Annotated in this window: 15 protein-coding genes, 1 tRNA gene and 2 pseudogenes; 13 read left to right on the top strand and 5 right to left on the bottom strand. The window is 40.3% G+C overall.

From position 1 onward, the window contains the following. From ACWODM_RS13195 to ACWODM_RS13135, 13 genes and pseudogenes are all read left to right on the top strand, one after another. Positions 1-1,002, top strand: coding sequence for a Gfo/Idh/MocA family protein (locus ACWODM_RS13195; protein ID WP_455321833.1), 1,002 nt, complete (start codon positions 1-3; stop codon positions 1,000-1,002). A 13-nt stretch (positions 1,003-1,015) separates the two neighbouring features. Next, positions 1,016-2,287: a DEAD/DEAH box helicase gene (locus tag ACWODM_RS13190; RefSeq protein ID WP_455321832.1), complete on the top strand. Its 1,272-nt coding sequence runs from the start codon at positions 1,016-1,018 to the stop codon at positions 2,285-2,287. Positions 2,288-2,300: 13 nt separating this feature from the next. Beyond that, positions 2,301-5,006 (top strand): sigma 54-interacting transcriptional regulator, encoded by a 2,706-nt coding sequence (locus ACWODM_RS13185; protein ID WP_455321831.1) that lies wholly within the window; start codon positions 2,301-2,303, stop codon positions 5,004-5,006. Between the two features lie 149 nt (positions 5,007-5,155). Beyond that, the gene (locus tag ACWODM_RS13180; protein ID WP_455321830.1) at positions 5,156-5,473 is read left to right on the top strand and encodes a PTS sugar transporter subunit IIB; all 318 of its coding nucleotides are present in this window, start codon (positions 5,156-5,158) and stop codon (positions 5,471-5,473) included. A gap of 23 nt (positions 5,474-5,496) precedes the next feature. After that, positions 5,497-5,814 (top strand): PTS lactose/cellobiose transporter subunit IIA, encoded by a 318-nt coding sequence (locus ACWODM_RS13175; protein ID WP_455321829.1) that lies wholly within the window; start codon positions 5,497-5,499, stop codon positions 5,812-5,814. A gap of 79 nt (positions 5,815-5,893) precedes the next feature. After that, a pseudogene (locus ACWODM_RS13170) lies at positions 5,894-7,144 on the top strand (PTS sugar transporter subunit IIC). Between the two features lie 66 nt (positions 7,145-7,210). Then, positions 7,211-8,359 carry a GNAT family N-acetyltransferase gene (locus tag ACWODM_RS13165; RefSeq protein ID WP_455321828.1) on the top strand — a complete coding sequence of 383 codons (1,149 nt, stop codon included), beginning with the start codon at positions 7,211-7,213 and terminating at the stop codon, positions 8,357-8,359. 18 nt (positions 8,360-8,377) lie between these two features. Next, a complete protein-coding gene (locus tag ACWODM_RS13160; protein WP_455321827.1) occupies positions 8,378-9,766 on the top strand; it encodes a glycoside hydrolase family 1 protein in 1,389 nt (462 codons plus the stop codon). Positions 9,767-9,926: 160 nt separating this feature from the next. Then, a tRNA-Arg gene (locus ACWODM_RS13155) sits at positions 9,927-9,998 on the top strand. Between the two features lie 135 nt (positions 9,999-10,133). After that, complete coding sequence (locus ACWODM_RS13150) at positions 10,134-10,907, top strand: hypothetical protein (protein WP_455321826.1); 774 nt, start codon at positions 10,134-10,136, stop codon at positions 10,905-10,907. A 180-nt stretch (positions 10,908-11,087) separates the two neighbouring features. Beyond that, positions 11,088-12,020, top strand: a complete 933-nt coding sequence (locus ACWODM_RS13145) for an ABC transporter ATP-binding protein (protein WP_455321825.1) — start codon at positions 11,088-11,090, stop codon at positions 12,018-12,020. After that, the gene (locus tag ACWODM_RS13140; protein ID WP_455321824.1) at positions 12,013-12,783 is read left to right on the top strand and encodes an ABC transporter permease; all 771 of its coding nucleotides are present in this window, start codon (positions 12,013-12,015) and stop codon (positions 12,781-12,783) included. The genes ACWODM_RS13145 and ACWODM_RS13140 overlap by 8 nt, the downstream gene beginning before the upstream one ends. 182 nt (positions 12,784-12,965) lie before the next feature. Further along, complete coding sequence (locus ACWODM_RS13135; RefSeq protein ID WP_455321823.1) at positions 12,966-14,558, top strand: GGDEF domain-containing protein; 1,593 nt, start codon at positions 12,966-12,968, stop codon at positions 14,556-14,558. 314 nt (positions 14,559-14,872) lie between these two features. Here ACWODM_RS13135 and ACWODM_RS13130 read toward each other — a convergent pair whose 3' ends face one another. The 5 genes and pseudogenes from ACWODM_RS13130 to ACWODM_RS13110 all read right to left on the bottom strand — a co-directional run. Continuing rightward, positions 14,873-15,277, bottom strand: coding sequence for a NusG domain II-containing protein (locus ACWODM_RS13130; protein WP_455321855.1), 405 nt, complete (start codon positions 15,275-15,277; stop codon positions 14,873-14,875). Between the two features lie 69 nt (positions 15,278-15,346). Next, complete coding sequence (gene rpmF / locus ACWODM_RS13125; protein WP_455321822.1) at positions 15,347-15,511, bottom strand: 50S ribosomal protein L32; 165 nt, start codon at positions 15,509-15,511, stop codon at positions 15,347-15,349. A gap of 29 nt (positions 15,512-15,540) precedes the next feature. Next, a complete protein-coding gene (locus ACWODM_RS13120; protein WP_455321821.1) occupies positions 15,541-15,651 on the bottom strand; it encodes a putative metal homeostasis protein in 111 nt (36 codons plus the stop codon). 19 nt (positions 15,652-15,670) lie between these two features. Continuing rightward, positions 15,671-17,284 carry a metal ABC transporter solute-binding protein, Zn/Mn family gene (locus tag ACWODM_RS13115; RefSeq protein ID WP_455321820.1) on the bottom strand — a complete coding sequence of 538 codons (1,614 nt, stop codon included), beginning with the start codon at positions 17,282-17,284 and terminating at the stop codon, positions 15,671-15,673. A gap of 242 nt (positions 17,285-17,526) precedes the next feature. Beyond that, positions 17,527-18,792, bottom strand: a pseudogene (locus tag ACWODM_RS13110) (Y-family DNA polymerase); the annotation flags it as partial. Positions 18,793-18,917 lie beyond the last annotated feature (125 nt).

Genomic DNA, 18,917 nt, shown 5'->3' with positions numbered 1-18,917 from the left:
ATGATACAATTAGGAATTATTGGAACAAACTGGATCACTCACCAATATGTACAAGCAGCATTAGAAACAAAGAAATACGCCTTGTATGCGGTTTATTCACGCAGATTGGAAACTGCGCAAACTTTTGCGAATGAGTACGAAGGAGAAGTCCTTTGCGAGACCGATTTAGAGACTTTTGTCTCATTACCTGCACTTGAGGTTATTTATATTGCATCCCCAAACAGTCTACACTTTAGCCAGGCGAAAGCAGCGATCTTAGCAGGGAAGCATGTGATCGTTGAAAAACCAGCTTTTTCAAATCCAAAAGAAATGGCAGAAATCCTTGAATTGTCACAGGAGAAGCAGGTACTTTTCTTTGAGGCTGCCAGAAATATCCATGAAGAAAGTTTTAAAAAGATTGCACAAGTACTACCAGAGAAGGATCAGATCATTGGAGCGAATTTCAGTTACATGAAATATTCTTCTCGATACGATCAGGTTTTGGCGGGTCAAGAACCAAATATCTTTTCTCCTAAATTTTCTGGAGGTTCTTTGTCTGATTTAGGTATTTATGCTGTTTATGCAGCCTTAGGATGGTTTGGTAAGCCGGAAGCAGTCCATCATTTTGCACGTAAAATTGCTACGGGAGTCGATGGTATCGGCACAGTCATTTTACGTTATGCAAACTTTGATGTAACGATCCAGCATGGTAAAATTGGGGAATCTTTCTTGTCCTCTGAAATTTATTTAGACAAGGGGACCTTATGGATGAATGCTGTCAATGCGATTGAAAAAGCAGAGCTGCATGACCGTCAAACGGGTGTCACTGCATTGGATATCCAAGTGGAAGAGAACCCGATGGTCGAAGAAGCCTATGATTTTGCTGAGATCATTGAAGCACCTGAGACACCAGAAAATAAAAAACGCTATGAAGAATGGACGGTATTGGCACGAGATGTCAATCAAGTTCTGTTCGATATGAGAAAACAAGCAGAAATTCATTTTGCTGCAGATGAGGAATAGAGGAACCATAAAGATGATAGAAAACAAGCTGCCAAAATCTTGGCAAGAACGATGGGAAGCGGAAGGTTTTACCGCTCCTTCAGTCATTCAAGAACAAGTCTTTGAACCATTGACAGCCGGAGAAAATGTTGTTGGCATTTCTCCGACTGGCTCTGGGAAAACACTCGCTTATTTATTGCCCGCATTGCTTAAAGTGAAGCCGAAGGAAGGTAATCAGTTACTGGTGTTGACGTCTTCACAAGAGCTAGGGATCCAAGTGGCAGAGGTGGCTAGAGACTGGGCGAAAGATTTAGACTTGAATGTTCAACAGATCATTGGTGGAGCCAATGTCAAACGCCAGATCGAAAAGCTAAAAGCTAAGCCAGAAGTATTGATCGGGACACCAGGAAGAGTTGTTGAATTGATCAAACAAAAGAAAATCAAAGCCAATCAGATCCAAACAGTGATTTTTGATGAAGTGGATCAGCTCTTTTTACCTGGGGCCAGTGGCTTAGTAGAAGAAGTGATCAAAAGTTTGCAGCAACAGCCAGTACACTACGCTTTCTTTTCAGCGACTGCAGAACAAGCACTGCCCGCAATTCAAAAAATCATTACAGAGATTCAAGTCATCGATGTGACCAAAGAAGACCGTAGCAAAGGAATGGTGCAACATCATTATCTTTTGTACCCTAATCGACGGGTGGTAGATGCTTTACGACGATTGGCACATATCGAAAATTTCCAAAGCTTGGTCTTTTTTAATGAACTACAAGATTTGGGAAGTGCAGAGGAAAAACTGTTGTTCCATCATCTGAAAGTGGCATCATTGGCTTCAGATCAGAGCAAAGCCCTTCGAAAAATGTCTTTGGAACTTTTTAGACAAGGACAAATCGTTGAGTTGCTCACAACAGATCTCGCTTCTCGAGGTTTGGATATTGCGGAGTTGTCTTTTGTCGTCAACGCAGAGGTTCCTCTGACAAAGGAAAGCTATTTACATCGAGCTGGACGAGTAGGAAGAATGGGTGCGTCTGGACAAGTGATCACGATTGTTCAGGAAAATACTCTACCTCACTTGAAAAAAATCACTAAAGAATTGGAATTGCCTCTAGAAGAAGTTTTTCTTCATGGAGGAGCACTGCTTTCAGAGCTTCCTGAAAAGGAAAAACAACCAGTGATCAAGTCTAAACCTAAAAAAATAGCAGACAAACCTAAATTGAAAGAAAATCCAGTTAAGCAAAAAAACAAAACAAAAAAACGGAAGAAAACACAAAAGAACAAAGGTGCCAGAAGACGCCAAGAATCATAGAAGGGTGAAGAGTATGTACTCTAGAAAAGAAGAAATTCTTCAAACGATCGAGCTGCATCATCAGGGTCTTACTGCGGCAGAAGTGGCAGAGATTTTACAGATCGACCGCAGCAATGCCAGCCGTTATTTGAGTGAGCTGTACAAAGAAGAAAAAATCAATAAACGCGCAGGCAGACCTGTTGTATATGAAGCCGTTTCTAAAGAGCAAGTACATGCGGATACTTCTACTGAAATCACCTTTGAAACACTTGTAGGCGAAAATGCTTCATTGAAAGTCAGTATTCAACAGGCGAAAGCAGCCATTTTATATCCACCGCGAGGTTTACATACGATCATTTTTGGTGAGACAGGGACCGGAAAATCCATGTTTGCCGAATGTATGTATCATTTTGCCGTGCAGTCTAAAGTTTTGAAGAGAGATGCGCCGTTCATTTCATTTAATTGTGCAGATTATGCGCAAAATCCTCAGCTGCTTTTCGGCCATATTTTTGGAATTCGCAAAGGTGCTTATACTGGAGCGACAGAAGACAGCCCAGGATTGATGGCTAAAGCAGATGGCGGGATTCTCTTTTTGGATGAGATCCATCGTTTGCCGCCGGAAGGTCAAGAAATGCTGTTCACATTTATTGATAAAGGCAGTTATCGTCCTTTGGGAGAAAGTGCGGCAACCTATGAAGCTTCTGTTCAAATTATTGGTGCGACAACAGAATCCTCCGAGAATTTTTTGACAACCTTCAATCGCCGGATTCCGATGTCGATCACGCTGCCAAATCTGGCTTCCCGTTCGCTAGATGAACGTTATGAGATCATTTCGTTATTCATCAAGCAAGAAGCCAATCGATTAGGTCAGCGCATCGAGGTTGAAAAAGACGCGATTTTAGCATTCATGCTCTATGATGCGGAGGCGAATATCGGTCAGATCAAGCGCGATCTGAAGTTGGTTTGTGCTAAAGCCTTTTTGCGTTATCGAACTCATGGAAATGACAATCTGCTGATTCGCCGAAAGGATTGCCCTTTGCAGGTCCAAAAAGGATTGCTGAAGGTGAAGGAACTGAGTGACCGCTTGGATCAATTTCTAGAGGGAAAAGGTGAATACCTAAGCTTTGATCCTGGAGAGGCGGACGTTGTGTGGTCGCAGGATCCAGAGCGAAACATGCAGGTCTACAGTGACATCGAAGAAAAAATGGCCTCATTGAAACAAACTGGAGTTGAAACCATCGATCTGGAGGAATTGATCTCTCAGGATGTCGAAGCTTATTTTGAAAACTATGTCGAAGAATTGACACAGACACCTGTACACAAAGATTTGATCCGCAACAATATTTGGCAATTGACGAACCGTTTGTATGATTTAGCAGAAAAAGAACTAGATCGTAAATATAATAAGAAGGCTCGCTTTGCTTTTGCCTTGCATTTACAGAGTACGCTGGATCGAATTGCTGAAGGGCATTTGATCGTACACCCAGATCTGAACAATGTTCGTAAACAGTTGAAGACCGAATTTCAGGTTGCTCTGGACCTTTCCAGTTTGATCGAAGAAGAATGTGATGTCGAGATTCCATTTGATGAGATCGGTTTTATCAGTATGTTTTTGTCGATTCAGGTGGAAGATACAGAAACGGATCCTATGAACAAGGTTGGCGTGGTTGTTCTGATGCATGGGCGGGCGACTGCTTCCAGCATGTTGGAGACAGCACAGGAGCTGTTGGGGACCAAGACAGGTGTTGCGATGAACATGACCCTCGATACCGAGGTCAAAGCGATGTACGACCAGTTGTTGAGCTATGTTTACGATCATCGCGAAGAACTGGAAAATGGTCTGATGTTGCTGACAGATATGGGATCCTTGAATTCATTTGCCAATCTGATCTATGAAGAAACAGGTATTCGTACAAAAGCTATTTCAATGGCAAGTACCATGATTGTGATCGAAGCACTGCGAATGTCAGATGCAGGTCGAAGTCTGGAAGATATGTATCAAAACATCCAGATTACCTTTGAGTCGATTGTCAAAGGCCAGTTCAAAGATTCGAATGAGACGAAAGCCAATAAAAAAGCCATCGTTGTGACTTGTTTTACTGGTGAAGGAGTCGCTGCTAAATTGTATCAGCACATTTCATCGATTGTGGATCAGTCCAAGGTAGAGATCATTCAAATGCAATTCATTGAGCAAGAAACTTTTAAAAAACATATCGATGGTCTGTTAGAAAAGTATGAGATCAAAGCCATTGCTGGAACCGTCGAAGTCGACTATCAAAATATCCCGTTTTTCCCAGCTTATGATATTTTTGATCCAGAAAAATTAAATGTCTTGAAACGAATCGTCAGTGAAGAGGTCTCTGTTGAAGCGATCGTTGATTCATTGGAAGAGACCTTAGTGAATATCAAGTCTTTGCCGGTACTGATCAAGGAGCTACAAAAATTAGTTCACCAAGTACAAACACAACTACACCTGATCGTTGAGCCAAGCGTTGAGACAGGCTTAGTGATCCATCTAGCCTTTTTGATAGAAAGCTTACTTAAGGGAGAAGGATCCCGTGTTTTTCCTAATCTTTCAGAGTTTCAGAAACAACATCGGTTGGAAACGGATCAGTTGAGAACTAGTTTGATGGCGATCGAGAAAAAGTATCGTGTACACATCTCTGATGACGAAATAGCTTTTCTAACTCAAGTATTTATTGAGAATAAAATTGAAATGCCTCAAAGATTTACACACTAATCACAGTGTGTAAATCTTTGAATAGATAGTGTGTGATATTTTTGTGTAGACCAAATGCTGTTTTCGCAGTGTTTGGTCTGTTTTTATTTTGGGCACACTTCTTGCTTTATTATTAAGTGTAAAGAGAAAAATACAAAGAGGTGAAAAAAATGACGAAGAAAACAATTATGTTAGTTTGTTCAGCAGGAATGAGTACCAGCTTGTTGGTGACAAAAATGCAAAAAGCGGCAGAAGATAAAGGAATAGAAGCAGATATTTTTGCAGCCTCAGCATCTGAAGCCGACCAACATTTAGATTCAAAACCAATCGATGTCTTGTTGTTAGGTCCGCAAGTTCGTTTTATGAAGGCGCAGTTTGAAGAAAAGTTAGCACCTAAAGGAATTCCATTGGATGTGATCAATATGTCAGATTATGGCATGATGAATGGAGAAAAAGTTTTAGCACAAGCAGAGAGCTTGATGAAGTAGAAATAAAACACAGGAGGACAATTATGGAGGATGAAAATTTAGAAGCAATCATGGGATTGATCATGCATTCAGGAAATGCGAAAAGCGATGCAATGGAAGCAATCGCAGCTGCCAAACAAGGTGATTTTGAACTAGCCGAACAAAAAATTAAAGATGCAGACGCTTCACTAGTTGAGGCACATCATTCCCAAACAGGTTTACTTACTAAAGAAGCACAAGGCGATCATATGTCTGTTACCTTACTAACAGTCCACTCACAGGATCACTTGATGACGGCTATTGCATTTAAAGATTTAGCGAAAGAAATTATCGACTTGTATCGTCGAGTGGAAGAAAAGTAATGTAACTTCCGACCAGTGAAAGAACTATTTTTGAACGGATAGATATTTCATTTATTTGAACTTATAGGAGGAAAAAATAATAGATTCATTTGTAGTATTTATGGAAGAAAAATTTGTTCCAGTTGCATCAAAAATTGGCGCGCAACGTCATTTAGTAGCGATTCGGGACTCGTTCATGGTAACGATGCCTTTAATGATCTTAGGGGCTTTAGCTGTGATGATCAACAACTTGCCGATTCCCGGCTATCAGGAGTTTATGAACGGTGTTTTTGGAGAAGGTGTCTGGCAGTGACTAGGTGGTTCTATTTGGAATGGAACCTTTGCCATTTTATCTGTGATGATTGCTTTTCTATTAGCCTATAATTTGGCAAATGGATATGGAAAAGACGGGATTGCCGCAGGAACGGTTTCTGTAGCTTCATTCTTTGCTTTAGGTGGAGCTGACGGAATGTCCAGTACAGGATTATTTATTGCAATTATTGTAGGAATCGTAGCAACAGAACTTTTTGTTCGATTGATCGGTAACGAAAAATTAGTCATCAAAATGCCTGATGGCGTACCACCAGCAGTAGCACGCTCCTTTGCAGCACTTTTGCCAGCGATGATCGTGGTAACATTGTTCGGTTTGACAGCAGCCGTTTTTGCAGCCTTTGGTGTTCCAGATATCATCACTTCTTTCTATAGTGCTGTACAGCAACCATTTATGGGGATGGCAAGCTCTTACCCATCAGCACTGCTGATTGCCTTTATTACACCATTCTTATGGTTCTTTGGTCTACATGGTGCCAACATGATCGATCCGTTTTTACAAACGATCAATGCGCCTGCAATCGAAGCAAATGCAATGGCTGTGTCTGCTGGTGAAGTGGCTCCGTACATCGTAAACAAACCATTTATCGACAGTTTTGTCAATTTAGGAGGAACTGGAGCAACACTAGGTTTGATCATCGCGATCTATCTGGTTGGACGTAAAAACAAAGCCTACAATGTTGTGAACAATTTGAGTGCTGCACCAGGACTATTCAATATCAATGAACCCATGTTGTTTGGTTTACCAATTGTATTGAACCCGATCATGTTTATCCCATTTATTGTTATCCCAATGGTCTTAGTAACCACTGCTTTCTGGGCAACAAAATGGGGAATCGTGCCACCGGCAACCTTTATGCCACCTTGGGTAACTCCTCCAATCATTGGTGGATTCCTAGCAACATCAAGCTGGACTGGAGCTTTGTTGGCAGCAGTCAATTTACTATTATCAGTACTCATTTACATTCCATTTGTTAGAATGGGTGTCATGCAAGAATTGAAGCGTGAGCAACAGGTCTAAGAAAAATAAAACAAAGAGGATCATTTCGATGATCCTTTTTTGATCAATCTTTGAGGAGGTTATCTATTGAAAAATGAGCAGACACAGATTTTTGAATTGGCGCACTATGCGTTTCAATTTGAGAAGAGCGAAACCTATCAAAATCGCTTGAATTATTTGCTGTCGCACTCCAAACATTATGGTTCTTACGATGAGGATCGATTGGTCAGTCAAGTGATTGCTACACCTTTGAAAGTCCATTTTTTCGACCAGCTCTTTGATATGAGCGGTATTGGCTTTGTCTCCTCTGATCCAGGTTATCGAGGAGAAGGTCGTATCGATCAGTTGATGAGTCAAATGCTGAGCGATTGTCAAGAGCAGGGAGTGACGCTATCCTATTTAGCGCCCTTTTCGTATCCTTTCTATCGTCGCTACGGTTATGAATTAGTTTTTGAGCGTATTTCTTACCAGCTTCCTAGCCATCAATGGCCAGACAGTAAGAAGGGATCCGGACATGTTCGCCGCCAACCTTGGGAAGAAGCGAAGGAGATCATCAAAAACATCTATGAGACTTCTAATCGGAAGAATCAGGGAGGCTTACATCGAGAGAACTGGTGGTACGAATACAAATTTCATATTCAGCGTCCCTACTATTTTGCCGTCTATTACAATGCTGCAGGAGAAGCTGAAGGTTACTTGGTGTATCAAATCAAGGATGGACTTTTCGATTGTGCGGAGTGGGAATTCTTAACAGGAGAGGCTTATACTGGTTTGAATCGTTATATTGCCACCCACAAGGAATCCGTTCGTGAGATTCGTTATGAACAAGGCTATAACAAAAACAGCGGCTTCTTTTTAAATGAAACGCCATTGGCAAAAGCGGTTATTCGACCAGAAATGATGGTCCGGATCGTTGATTTACAACAATTTATGCAACGCTATCCTTTAGAAAAGCTCGAACGATCCTTTGCCTTTGTTATCGAGGAAGATCGTTATGCGCCTTGGAATCAAGGGATTTTTGAGATAGATGCTGTGACAAAAGAAGTCCGCAAAGTCAAAAGCAGTGTCTTGCCTCAAGTCAAAGGGACGATCCAGCGTTTGACACAGCTCTTACTAGGATATCAAACCTTGCAGGAACTACTTTTTTTCGATCAGCTGACTGTAGATGAAGAGATCCAAAAAACTGTAACAGAGATTTTACCGAAACAAGTACCTGTATTGGAAGACTATTTTTAAATAAAGGGAGAGAAAAGGATGACAGTTAAATTTCCAGAAAACTTTTGGTGGGGATCCTCCGCGAGTGGTCCACAGACAGAAGGACGTTATGAAAATGATGGGAAAAGTGAGAGTATTTGGGACCATTGGTTTCAAACAGAGCCAGAAAAATATTTTGATGGCGTAGGACCAGAAAAAACTTCTCGTGTCTATAAAAAATACAAAGAAGATATCCAGTTGATGAAACAAATCGGTCATAATACTTTTCGTACTTCGATTCAATGGAGTCGGCTGATTCCCAACGGTGTAGGAGAAGTCAATCAGGAAGCTGTACGATTTTATAATGATTACATCGATGAGTTGATTGCCAATGGGATCGAACCCTTTATGAATTTGTATCATTTCGACATGCCTTTTGCACTCCAAGAAAAAGGTGGCTGGTTGAGCCGTGAAACAGTCGAAGCCTACGTCGTGTATGTGAAAACTTGTTTTGAATTATTTGGCGATCGTGTCAAACACTGGTTTACCCACAACGAACCAGTTGTTCCAGTGGAAGGTGGCTATTTGTATCAATTTCATTATCCTTGTGAGATAGATATGAAAAAAGCAGTGACTGTCGGTTATCATGAAGTGCTCTCTAGCGCAAAAGCGATCCAAGCCTATCATGAAATGGGACTAGATGGAGAAATAGGGATCATTTTGAATCTGACGCCTAGTTATCCGAGAGATGAAAAAAATCCGGAAGACGTCAAAGCAGCGAAGATTGCAGATGCCTTCTTCAATCGTTCTTTCCTAGATCCTTCTGTTAAGGGAGAATTTCCAGCTGACTTGGTAGAGATCGTGAAAGATTTAGAGATGCTCCCTGAGATCCATGAAGGAGATTTGGAGACGATTCAAAACAATACTGTAGATATTTTAGGGATCAACTACTATACACCACGCCGAATCAAAGCGAAAGAAACACCAGTAGATCATACACATGGCCCGATGCCAGATGATTATTTTGATGTTTACGACATGCCTGGTAAAAAAATGAATCCTTATCGTGGTTGGGAAATCTATGAAAAAGGAATCTATGACATTCTAACGAATACGAGAGAAAATTATGGCAATATTCGTTGCTACATTTCTGAAAATGGGATGGGTGTCGAAGGAGAAGAACGTTTTATCAATGATCAGGGTCAAATCGAAGACGATTATCGGATTGAATTCGTCAAGGATCATTTGTCTTATGTTCATCAAGCCATTCAAGAAGGAACTAATTGCGTGGGTTATCATATGTGGACATGTATGGATAACTGGTCATGGTTGAATGCTTACAAAAACCGTTATGGCTTTATTGCCGTTGATCTTGCACAAGAAGGCAAACGAACGATCAAAAAATCAGGTCATTGGTATAAGACAGTATCTGACAACAATGGGTTTTAAATGCGAATCCAATGATCATTCATAGTTGGTGTTTAAAGACAAACATTTTTCCCCAATAAAGAGCTTCAAATTGAAAAATCTTTTTCGCCAGCCTTGCGTTCTTTCAAGGTTAGCGATAAAATAAAAGAGGTCTTTTAATCAGTTGATTAGAGATCTCAAAGTCTCCTTAGTTTAATGGATAGAACAAGAACCTCCTAAGTTCTAGATGCAGGTTCGATTCCTGCAGGAGACGTTGGATAAGGATAGTCCCCTGTAACATTCTAGGGTCTATCTTTTTTTCTGCTTCAATTTGAGTCATCTAGTTTTCCTGGAAAACGCTTTCTTGTTGGTCTATTGATGATATAATAGAAACAAAAAGGAGAAAACGATGGCTTATCATACGTTTAAATTTCTTCGGAGAAGGCGAAAAGATCCAAAATGGCGCGATGAATACCATCTTGCGTTGCTGAAACGTTTGTGTTCGGTTGCTTCTATACTATTAGTAGTTGTGGTGATTTTAAATATAGGCAAATATTCTATTCAGGTTGAGTCAGTCAATGAGGCACCGAGTGTCACGCGAAGCTCTGTTACGGTTGAAGCGGCAATCTATGAGGAGGAGATTCAGACAGATCCGTCCGAGGAAGTGGAGAGCTCTCCTTATGCGGTGGATCCGGCGATTCTTTTTAATCGAAAAACGTCTGAGAATCACTTTTACCCGATGGCGACCTTTGGCTTTTTTTCAGTCAATGCCCCCAATCTCTTTCGATTGGAAAGAATCGGAGAATCAAGGCTACAAATAAAAATTTTTGATTATTATATAGGTGGCGACTTTCCTGAACATGATCAAAGCTTCGAACACAGTGTTAGTTATGAGCTGTCTGTGGTAACGATTCCTACAAAAGAAATCACTATCTTTAATGGAGCTAAGATGGGACCTGGAAAGCGAACGGTCAAAGTCAACACAGAATTGAAGTTATTGCCCGAAACTGTTGATAGTATTGATAGTTTTAGCGATTTTTCGAATTACAAGTATTATCTCTTTCATAATAGTCAAGGGGAGGTATCGTTGATTGTTCCCAACTTTGCCGGCAACGTGGGTGTTGAAGACCTCGAGACGATGGCGGAATATAATCTATTAACTCCGGAAGAAGATATCTACTAAACTTAAGAAAGACCTAGTGAAAGGCTAAGGTCTTTTTGATTTCTTTCTATTAGAATAGGTCGTAGCAATCGAAAGTGAACCGCCAAGGACAATTGAAGCGAAGATTCTTGAAACAAGAGAAAAATCTGTTAGACTATTCTTGGTGAATGGAAATCTGAATGAAAAGGAGAAAATGATTCAATGACATATGCACTTGAAATAAAAGAGTTAAAAAAAACCTATGACACGGGTGTTAAAGCCTTGCGTGGCATTGATCTAACCGTGGAGGAAGGCGATTTTTATGCACTGTTAGGACCAAACGGCGCAGGAAAATCGACCACGATCGGAATCGTGACTTCTTTGGTCAATAAAACATCGGGAACAGTAAAGATTTTCGATTACGATATTGACAATGATTTGGTACGTGCAAAGCAACAAATCGGACTTGTACCGCAGGAATTTAATTTTAATCCTTTTGAGACTGTCCAACAAATCGTGGTCAATCAAGCAGGTTATTATGGTGTTTCTCGCAAGGAAGCATTGAAACGCAGTGAGAAGTATCTCAAGCAATCGAATTTATGGGAGAAACGCCATGTGCGTGCGAGGATGCTTTCAGGAGGAATGAAACGCCGATTGATGATCGCTCGGGCACTGATGCATGAACCCCGTTTGCTTATTCTGGACGAACCAACTGCGGGAGTCGATATTGAACTGAGACGTGAGATGTGGCATTTCTTACAAGAATTGAATCAAGCAGGGACAACTATTATTTTGACCACGCATTATCTGGAAGAAGCGGAGATGCTGTGTCGAAATATCGGGATCATCCAATCAGGAGAACTAATTGAAAATACCAGTATGAAATCTCTCTTATCGAAACTGCAATATGAAACCTTCTTGTTTGACCTTGGCCCCTTCGATAATCCGCCAACAATTACTGGTTACCAGAATTACTTTGAGGACGACACAACACTGGCAGTCGAGGTTGAACGTGATCAGGGAATCAATGGGGTGTTCGAGCAGTTGAGTAGTCAGGGGATAAAAGTCTTGTCCATGCGCAATAAATCAAATCGACTGGAAGAACTGTTCTTAAAAATTACGGAAGAAAGTCAAGTGGAGGGAAAACATGTTTAATCTTTATTTTACAGCATTGAAAAGTTTAGCGATCAAAGAAACTAACCGCTATTTACGTATTTGGGTACAGACTTTGGTTCCTCCGGTGATCACCACTTCCTTGTATTTCGTTATTTTTGGTAATTTGATCGGTAGCAGAATCGGAGAGATGGCTGGTTTTTCATACATGGAATTTATTGTTCCCGGTTTGATCATGATGTCAGTGATCACTAGCTCGTATTCCAATGTGGCATCCTCCTTCTTTTCGCAGAAGTTTCAAAAGAACATTGAAGAAATATTAGTGGCGCCTGTACCGACGCATGTGATCATATGGGGCTTTGTGATCGGGGGATTGGGTAGAAGTGTACTAGTCGGGATTCTTGTTACAGCAATCTCTTTATTTTTTGTCCCACTTCAAGTCTATTCATGGGTAATCGTCTGTGTCACCTTATTGATGACAGCGATCTTGTTTTCACTGGCAGGTTTGCTAAATGGTATCTTTGCACAATCCTACGATGATGTCTCGATTGTGCCAACCTTTGTTTTGCAGCCATTGACTTATCTGGGTGGGGTTTTTTATTCGATTTCGATGTTGCCTCAAGTCTGGCAGATCGTTTCCCAAGTCAATCCAATCGTTTACATGATCTCAGGTTTCCGCTATGGTTTCCTAGGTGTGATTGACGTACCCTTCGCCTTTTCAATGACGATTTTAGTTCTCTTTGTCCTTGTTTTGTATACGACTTGTTGGTATTTGATCGAAAGAGGTCGAGGATTAAGAAGTTAGGCAACGGAAGAGAGCTCCAAGAAACAATACAACTACCGACCGGAGAAAGTCCGGAAGGTAGTTTTTTGTACTCACTGGACGATTTTATGAGCATCAATTTATTTTTTATACGAAAAAAATAAAAATTATGCTATGATAGATAGAAAAAAAAGAGTGTTATGTTTGAATGATAGAGGTGTCTAATGGAGTTTACTTATCCTTACCCAGAAAAAATATTGGTTAAAATCAAAGAAGTCGAAGAATCCTATATTTCTAATGCAGAATTAGCTGAAACCTTATGTAAAGAGTTAATCGAAATTGGCAGACAAAATCAGGATGACCAGCTGCTGGGATTCGTTTATTATCATTTTGCGCTGATTGATTATTATAAAAATCAGCACCGAGATTTTCAAAAAAATCTGATTTTAGGCTTGAAACATCAGTTGAAGGCCTCCGCTTCAGAGCTTTTGGCAAAATCTTACAACGTTTTAGGAACTACTGCGATGTTTGCTACAAATAACTCTCAGGCGATGGATTACTTCATGACCGGACTACGCTATGCAGAGGAGCAGGGAGTTCGGGACATGATCGGGATCATCAATGGGAACATTGGAAATATTTATCGAGATTTATCTGATCATCAAAGTGCAATCACTTATATGAAGCGTTCTTTAGAGGATACAGAGCGTCATCCGGATTCGTTTAACGAGAAGATCAGTCTGGCACTGTTGTACTGTAATCTAGCTGCTTGTTTTTTAGATCTCAGAGAATTGTCAATGGCTGACAGCTGGTTTAACAAAATCAAAGCAGAGCATACCGTGCATGAAGATATTCAAGTTTCAATGAATGTCTTTGAGATTCGTTATTTTCATAAGATGGGAGATACGATTCAACGAGAACAAGCCTTGCAACGACTGATCGCTTTTTTAGAAACAGCTGATTTTTCTTGGAATGTCTTTGATGATATTTTTTCTTTATGCGAATTTCTTCAAGAGAAGGAACAGGTAGATTCCCTTTTGCAGATTTTGTCTGCTTTGGATAAGATGCTGTCTGAGTCTACCTTTACGAAGTTTAGGCAACGTTCGCTCTCCTATAAAATATATTGTTACCAGCAAAAAGAACTGAATCAAAAATTATCTGCGGCTTATATGGAGCACTTTGATTTGACCAAACAATTGGAACAGGAGACGGCGATCGGGATCAAAAATGATATCAAACTTCGGGAAGAGCTGGAGACGGTCAGAGCAGAACATCAAAAGATACAGTCAGAGCATCTGCTGCTGGTCAAAAAATCATGTCAGGATTTTTTGACCAGTCTGCCTAACAGAGAGTGGCTAGACGATCATTTGTCTCAAGTATTCGAACGAGCACGGGACAAGCAAGTTCCAATGGCTCTGGAAGTATTGGATATTGATGATTTTAAATATGTGAACGATACGCTAGGTCATCAAGATGGTGACCGTTATCTTTTAGCTTTGTCCAGTCGATTGTATGAACTTTTCGACAAGGAAGTCTTTTGTGCTCGCCAAGGAGGCGATGAATTTGTGATCGTTTATGAAAACAAGACAAAAGAAGAAGTTCTGTCGATTGCGCAAGAATTGCAGCGAGATATTCGTAGGCTATCGTTGGCTACTGCTGATTCTAGACGTAATCCTCCATTGACGATTTCTCAGGGGATTTGTCAGTTTATTCCCGATATAGGAAAGACGATTGATCATTATTATCAACTCGCAGATCAGGCACTGTACAGAGTAAAAAATCAGTCGAAAAATGGAATCTATTTAACAAGTATTTAACAAAAATTTCTTAAAAGAAAATTTATTCTTTGTTATAAAAAAGTACAGAATTGAAGTGTATAATGTTTGAAATAGGAGGAATTCATTATGAAATTTTCTGAAATCAAACCACATATTATTTGGCGTTGGTTGCTCGGTTTTCTTTGTGCCTTTTGGGGAACAGTTTTTTATTTGGCCCTTTAGCAAGCAGTAGCTCTCTGGTCAATTTTGCTGAGCACTTAAATTTTATTATGTAATGAAGTATATTTGGCTACTATAAAATTGAAGACAATAAAAAAACATCGATGTCAAAAAAATGACATCGGTGTTTTTTGTTAATTAATGAAGGAATCCTCTGCATTTTTTTGCTGGATCTCAATGACCAGTCTATGGGGAAGACAAATACTGGTTTCACCATTCTTGGAGATCCAACTGGTTTTTACAGCAATTTGATCGGGACTGTTATCTTCCCGTACGCGGATGCTGCCATCTTTGACTTGGATAATGTTGTACTGATTTTCTGCTGGATAGTATGTTTTTTCAAAATCAGTCGTTTCATCTAAGTTGAAACGATCAACTTCTTGTCCGTTGATCCGAATCACTGCATAGCGGTCATTCGTTTCATCTGCCACACTTTGCTGCGAGAAAAAAATCACATAAGGCAAAAAAGAAAGCAAGATCAGCAAAAAAACGATCACGAAATCAAAGGGTTTAAGCTTCATTTGTTTTAAAAGGTTCATTAATTTTGCTTGCTTGGCCAATTTTTTCGCCTGCCTTTCTTTATTTTGTGAAGGAGTGACTGTTCCTGTTTAGGATTCGCGCTTTTTCTGATCATTGTAATCAGTGGAGAGATGATGACTCTTTTTTGCTTTTCCTGTTTCAGGATCGATTTGAATCGCGGGAGCATTGAGTTTCGTCTTGTCTCTGAGAAAGAATTTTTTTATTCTCTGCGTTTTTCTTGGAGGAACAGTCATTTCTTCACACCTTCATTAAAATTTGTTGCTTATTTTTTACTACGTTTGTATTGTTTGATCAATTTTAGTGCACGTTTTCTCGTTTTGATATTGGGACTCTTCAATCGACGATAAGCACTGGACACGTCTTGTTTCTCCATCTGAAATCTTCCTTTCTTTCTAGTGAGCTAGCATTTCCTGAGCGATTTCTGTTTTGGACAAGTCAGTTGGGTAGTAGGTAGGCCAATTGTCGACTTCTTCTAACAAAGCTTCTTGACTGTCATTGCCAAAGTAAATATGGTAATGATCAGATTTAGTTGGAGAAATCGAATGGTCACTGAATTGTACATATTTGAACGCTTGATCAGGATCTGTTGCTTCAAACAAGAAGCGGACACCGCGGTTACCGGCAGCGTAATCCAAGATCTCTTTTCCGGCATAACGATAGTCAGATTTTTCAGAGGTACCATCATCAAACACAAATTCCATCGAGTCATCAGTGATATGAATAGATTGTACTTCGGTTTCGTAACCAACAGTATAGTATTCTTTATATTCTTCAGCTGTTTTGCTGTCATCTAGTTTCGCTTTATAGTCAAAAACTTGATCTAATGTGCCGTCTTGCAGCAGTGGATACACGGATTGCCATTCGCCGCTCCAGTCAGATAAAGGACGATCAAGAACATCTGCATCCTCAAAGTAACCATTATACACTGTTTTTTCCTTTTCGTCTTCATGATCATGACTGTCTGCGTCACCAGCAACATCAGTTGTTTTTTTTAAGGCAGCAAGATTGCTCTCCATTACGGAAAGATAGTTTTCGCCATTGTCGATAGCTTCTTGAGTCAAGCCCTCTAATGGATTTAAAACTTCTAGCTCTACGTTTGCTTCAGCAGCTAATGTACGAGCGATAGTGTCTTTGGCATTTTCTTCAAAATAAATGTAGTGTACATCATGCTCTACGACAAAATCCTTTAATTCTGCTAATCGAGCAGGGGAAGGTTCTTCGCTTGGTGAAAGACTAGCGATTGGTACCTGTGTCAAACCGTAGTCCAAAGCAAGATAACCAAAAGCGGAATGTTGTGTAACGAATTCTTTTTGTGTCGCTTGATCAAAAGCTTCGGTATATTTTTCATCAAGAGCAGTCAATTCTGACAAATATTTTTCTGCATTTGTTGTAAAAGCTTCTTGTTTTTCAGGATAAGCTGCAATCAATTGATCGCGAATGCTTTCAACTTCCTGAATGGCACGGTAAGGAGAAAGCCAAACGTGTGGATCTAACTCATGGACATGGCCGTCTTCGCCATGATCGTGCCCATCTTCGTCGTGATCGTGGTTGTCCTCTTCATGATCGTGTCCATCTCCGTCATGTTCATGGGCTTCTTCATCATGTCCATGACTATGATCATGGTCGTCATCAGATCCAGGAAGCAAGAGCATTCCTTCTGTTGCTTTGATGACATGAACGTCTCCTTCTTCTAGGGACTGCTCAATAGAAGGGACCCACATTTCCATATTCTCATTATTATAAATGAAAACATCAGAATTTTGAATATCAGCAACATCTTTTGCAGAAGGCTCATAATCATGAGAATCTGTTCCTGCCGGCATCAGCAAAGTTACGTCACCTTCATCACCAACAATATTTTGAGTGAAATCATACATTGGATAAAATGTCGTCATCACCTGTAATTTTTCTGAAGCTTGCTCTGTTGTTTCATCTGTGGCACTTGTTGAGCAGGCAGCTAATAAGACGGAACCAAACAGTAGTGTCCCCCATAAAACTTTTTTCATTTTCTTCAACTCACTTTCTAAAATAGTGCTAAAACCAAATCGTAACAATTACGATTTACGCATTGATTAATTTATCATAGAGTCATTTTGAAAGTCAAGCATTATCTGAAGAAAAACTTTTTTGAAGGTGACCATGTACAGTCACTTTTACATATTACTGTTTCACTGAAAGAGAGATTGGGTTGGCGGAATGAGGCATTGCTACGCAAAACCCAATAGAAAATTTAATTGTAGAAGAAAGTTTACAAACCCTCCAGACCACCGGCTCCGCCATCGTGACCACCGACAAGGTGACTTCGTGAGATGCTGCGAGCACCTTCCAGTTTGCTTGTTGCATGAATAATAGAAGTGAAGCCGTATTTCTGACGAATCAAATCGATGACTCGATCCAAACGTTCTTGAGCAATTTCTTTTTCGGGATCTTCAAAAAGATTCAACTGCCGGTTTTGAGTATAAAGCAGTTTGGAATAACTGATACCGATATGTCGGACCGCTTGACCCTGATAGTATTTATGAAACAAATGCAGACAATGCTGTTTCAACTCTTTGGTTTGATTGGTTGCTTCGATTTTCATTTGATGAGAAAAGCTTTTCGATTTTTCATGATAGGCAGAGCCCACATAGAGATGGACACACTGTGTCAAGCAGTCGTGACGACGGATGCGGGCAGCTACCTGCTCCGCCATTTCTCCGATCACGATTTCGATCTCATGGATGTTGGTATAATTTTTAGGCAATACTTGATTGTTGCTGTAAGATTTTTCCTTTGGTTGGGGACTCGCTTCAGAAATAATGGTACGATCAATCCCGTTTGCATGATAATACAATTGTTCTCCGATGATGCCATAGCGTAGTCGCAGCAATTCTACATCTGCATGGGCTAACTGTTCGACGGAGTCAATGCCAATTTTATACAATCTTTTTTGAGTTCGACGCCCGATACCCCAAAAATCAGTAAGTGAAGGAATTTTCCAAACGGTTTCTGGGATAGTGTCGTAAGTCCATTCAGCAATAAAATGATCTTTCATCCGATTTTTCGCGGCATTATCCAAAGCTAGTTTTGCTAGCAACGGATTGTCGCCGATGCCAACAGTTAAGATCAATCCCATTTCATCATAAACTGTTTGTTGGATCAAACGTGCCATTTTTAAGCGTTTTTCATGCCGTGAGAGCTTCTCTGGGAAAAAAAGAGTAAGAGAAGCGGTCACATCTAAAATCGATTCATCGATGGAATAAATCAAGAGATCCTCTTCTGCTACGAAACGCTGAAAAAGTGTGTTTAGTTTCATATTCTCTTGGATATAATGACTCATTCGAGGAGGAGCTTTGATCAGTTGAGGATGATTAGGTAAATTTTCTGCCCGTGTCACATTGGAAATATGGAGCTGCTCTTTGGCTCTAGGAGAAGAGGCGAGGATCAACCCATTGCCGGTATGGTCCGAGCTACTCATCACGACTAACATTGTTTTTAATGGATCTAAACCTCGTGCTACACACTCAACGGTGGATAGCGATAGGTAATCCTTTGATGCAATCTCCAGATTTTCCCCCGCTCCACACCGTACGTGCGACTTTCACCGCATACGGCGTTCCATCAAAGTTTACTAACAGTATCATACAGTTATAGATTCAG

It is taken from the genome of Enterococcus olivae, from assembly GCF_053760925.1.
This window is presented reverse-complemented; position numbering and strand designations above follow the sequence as displayed.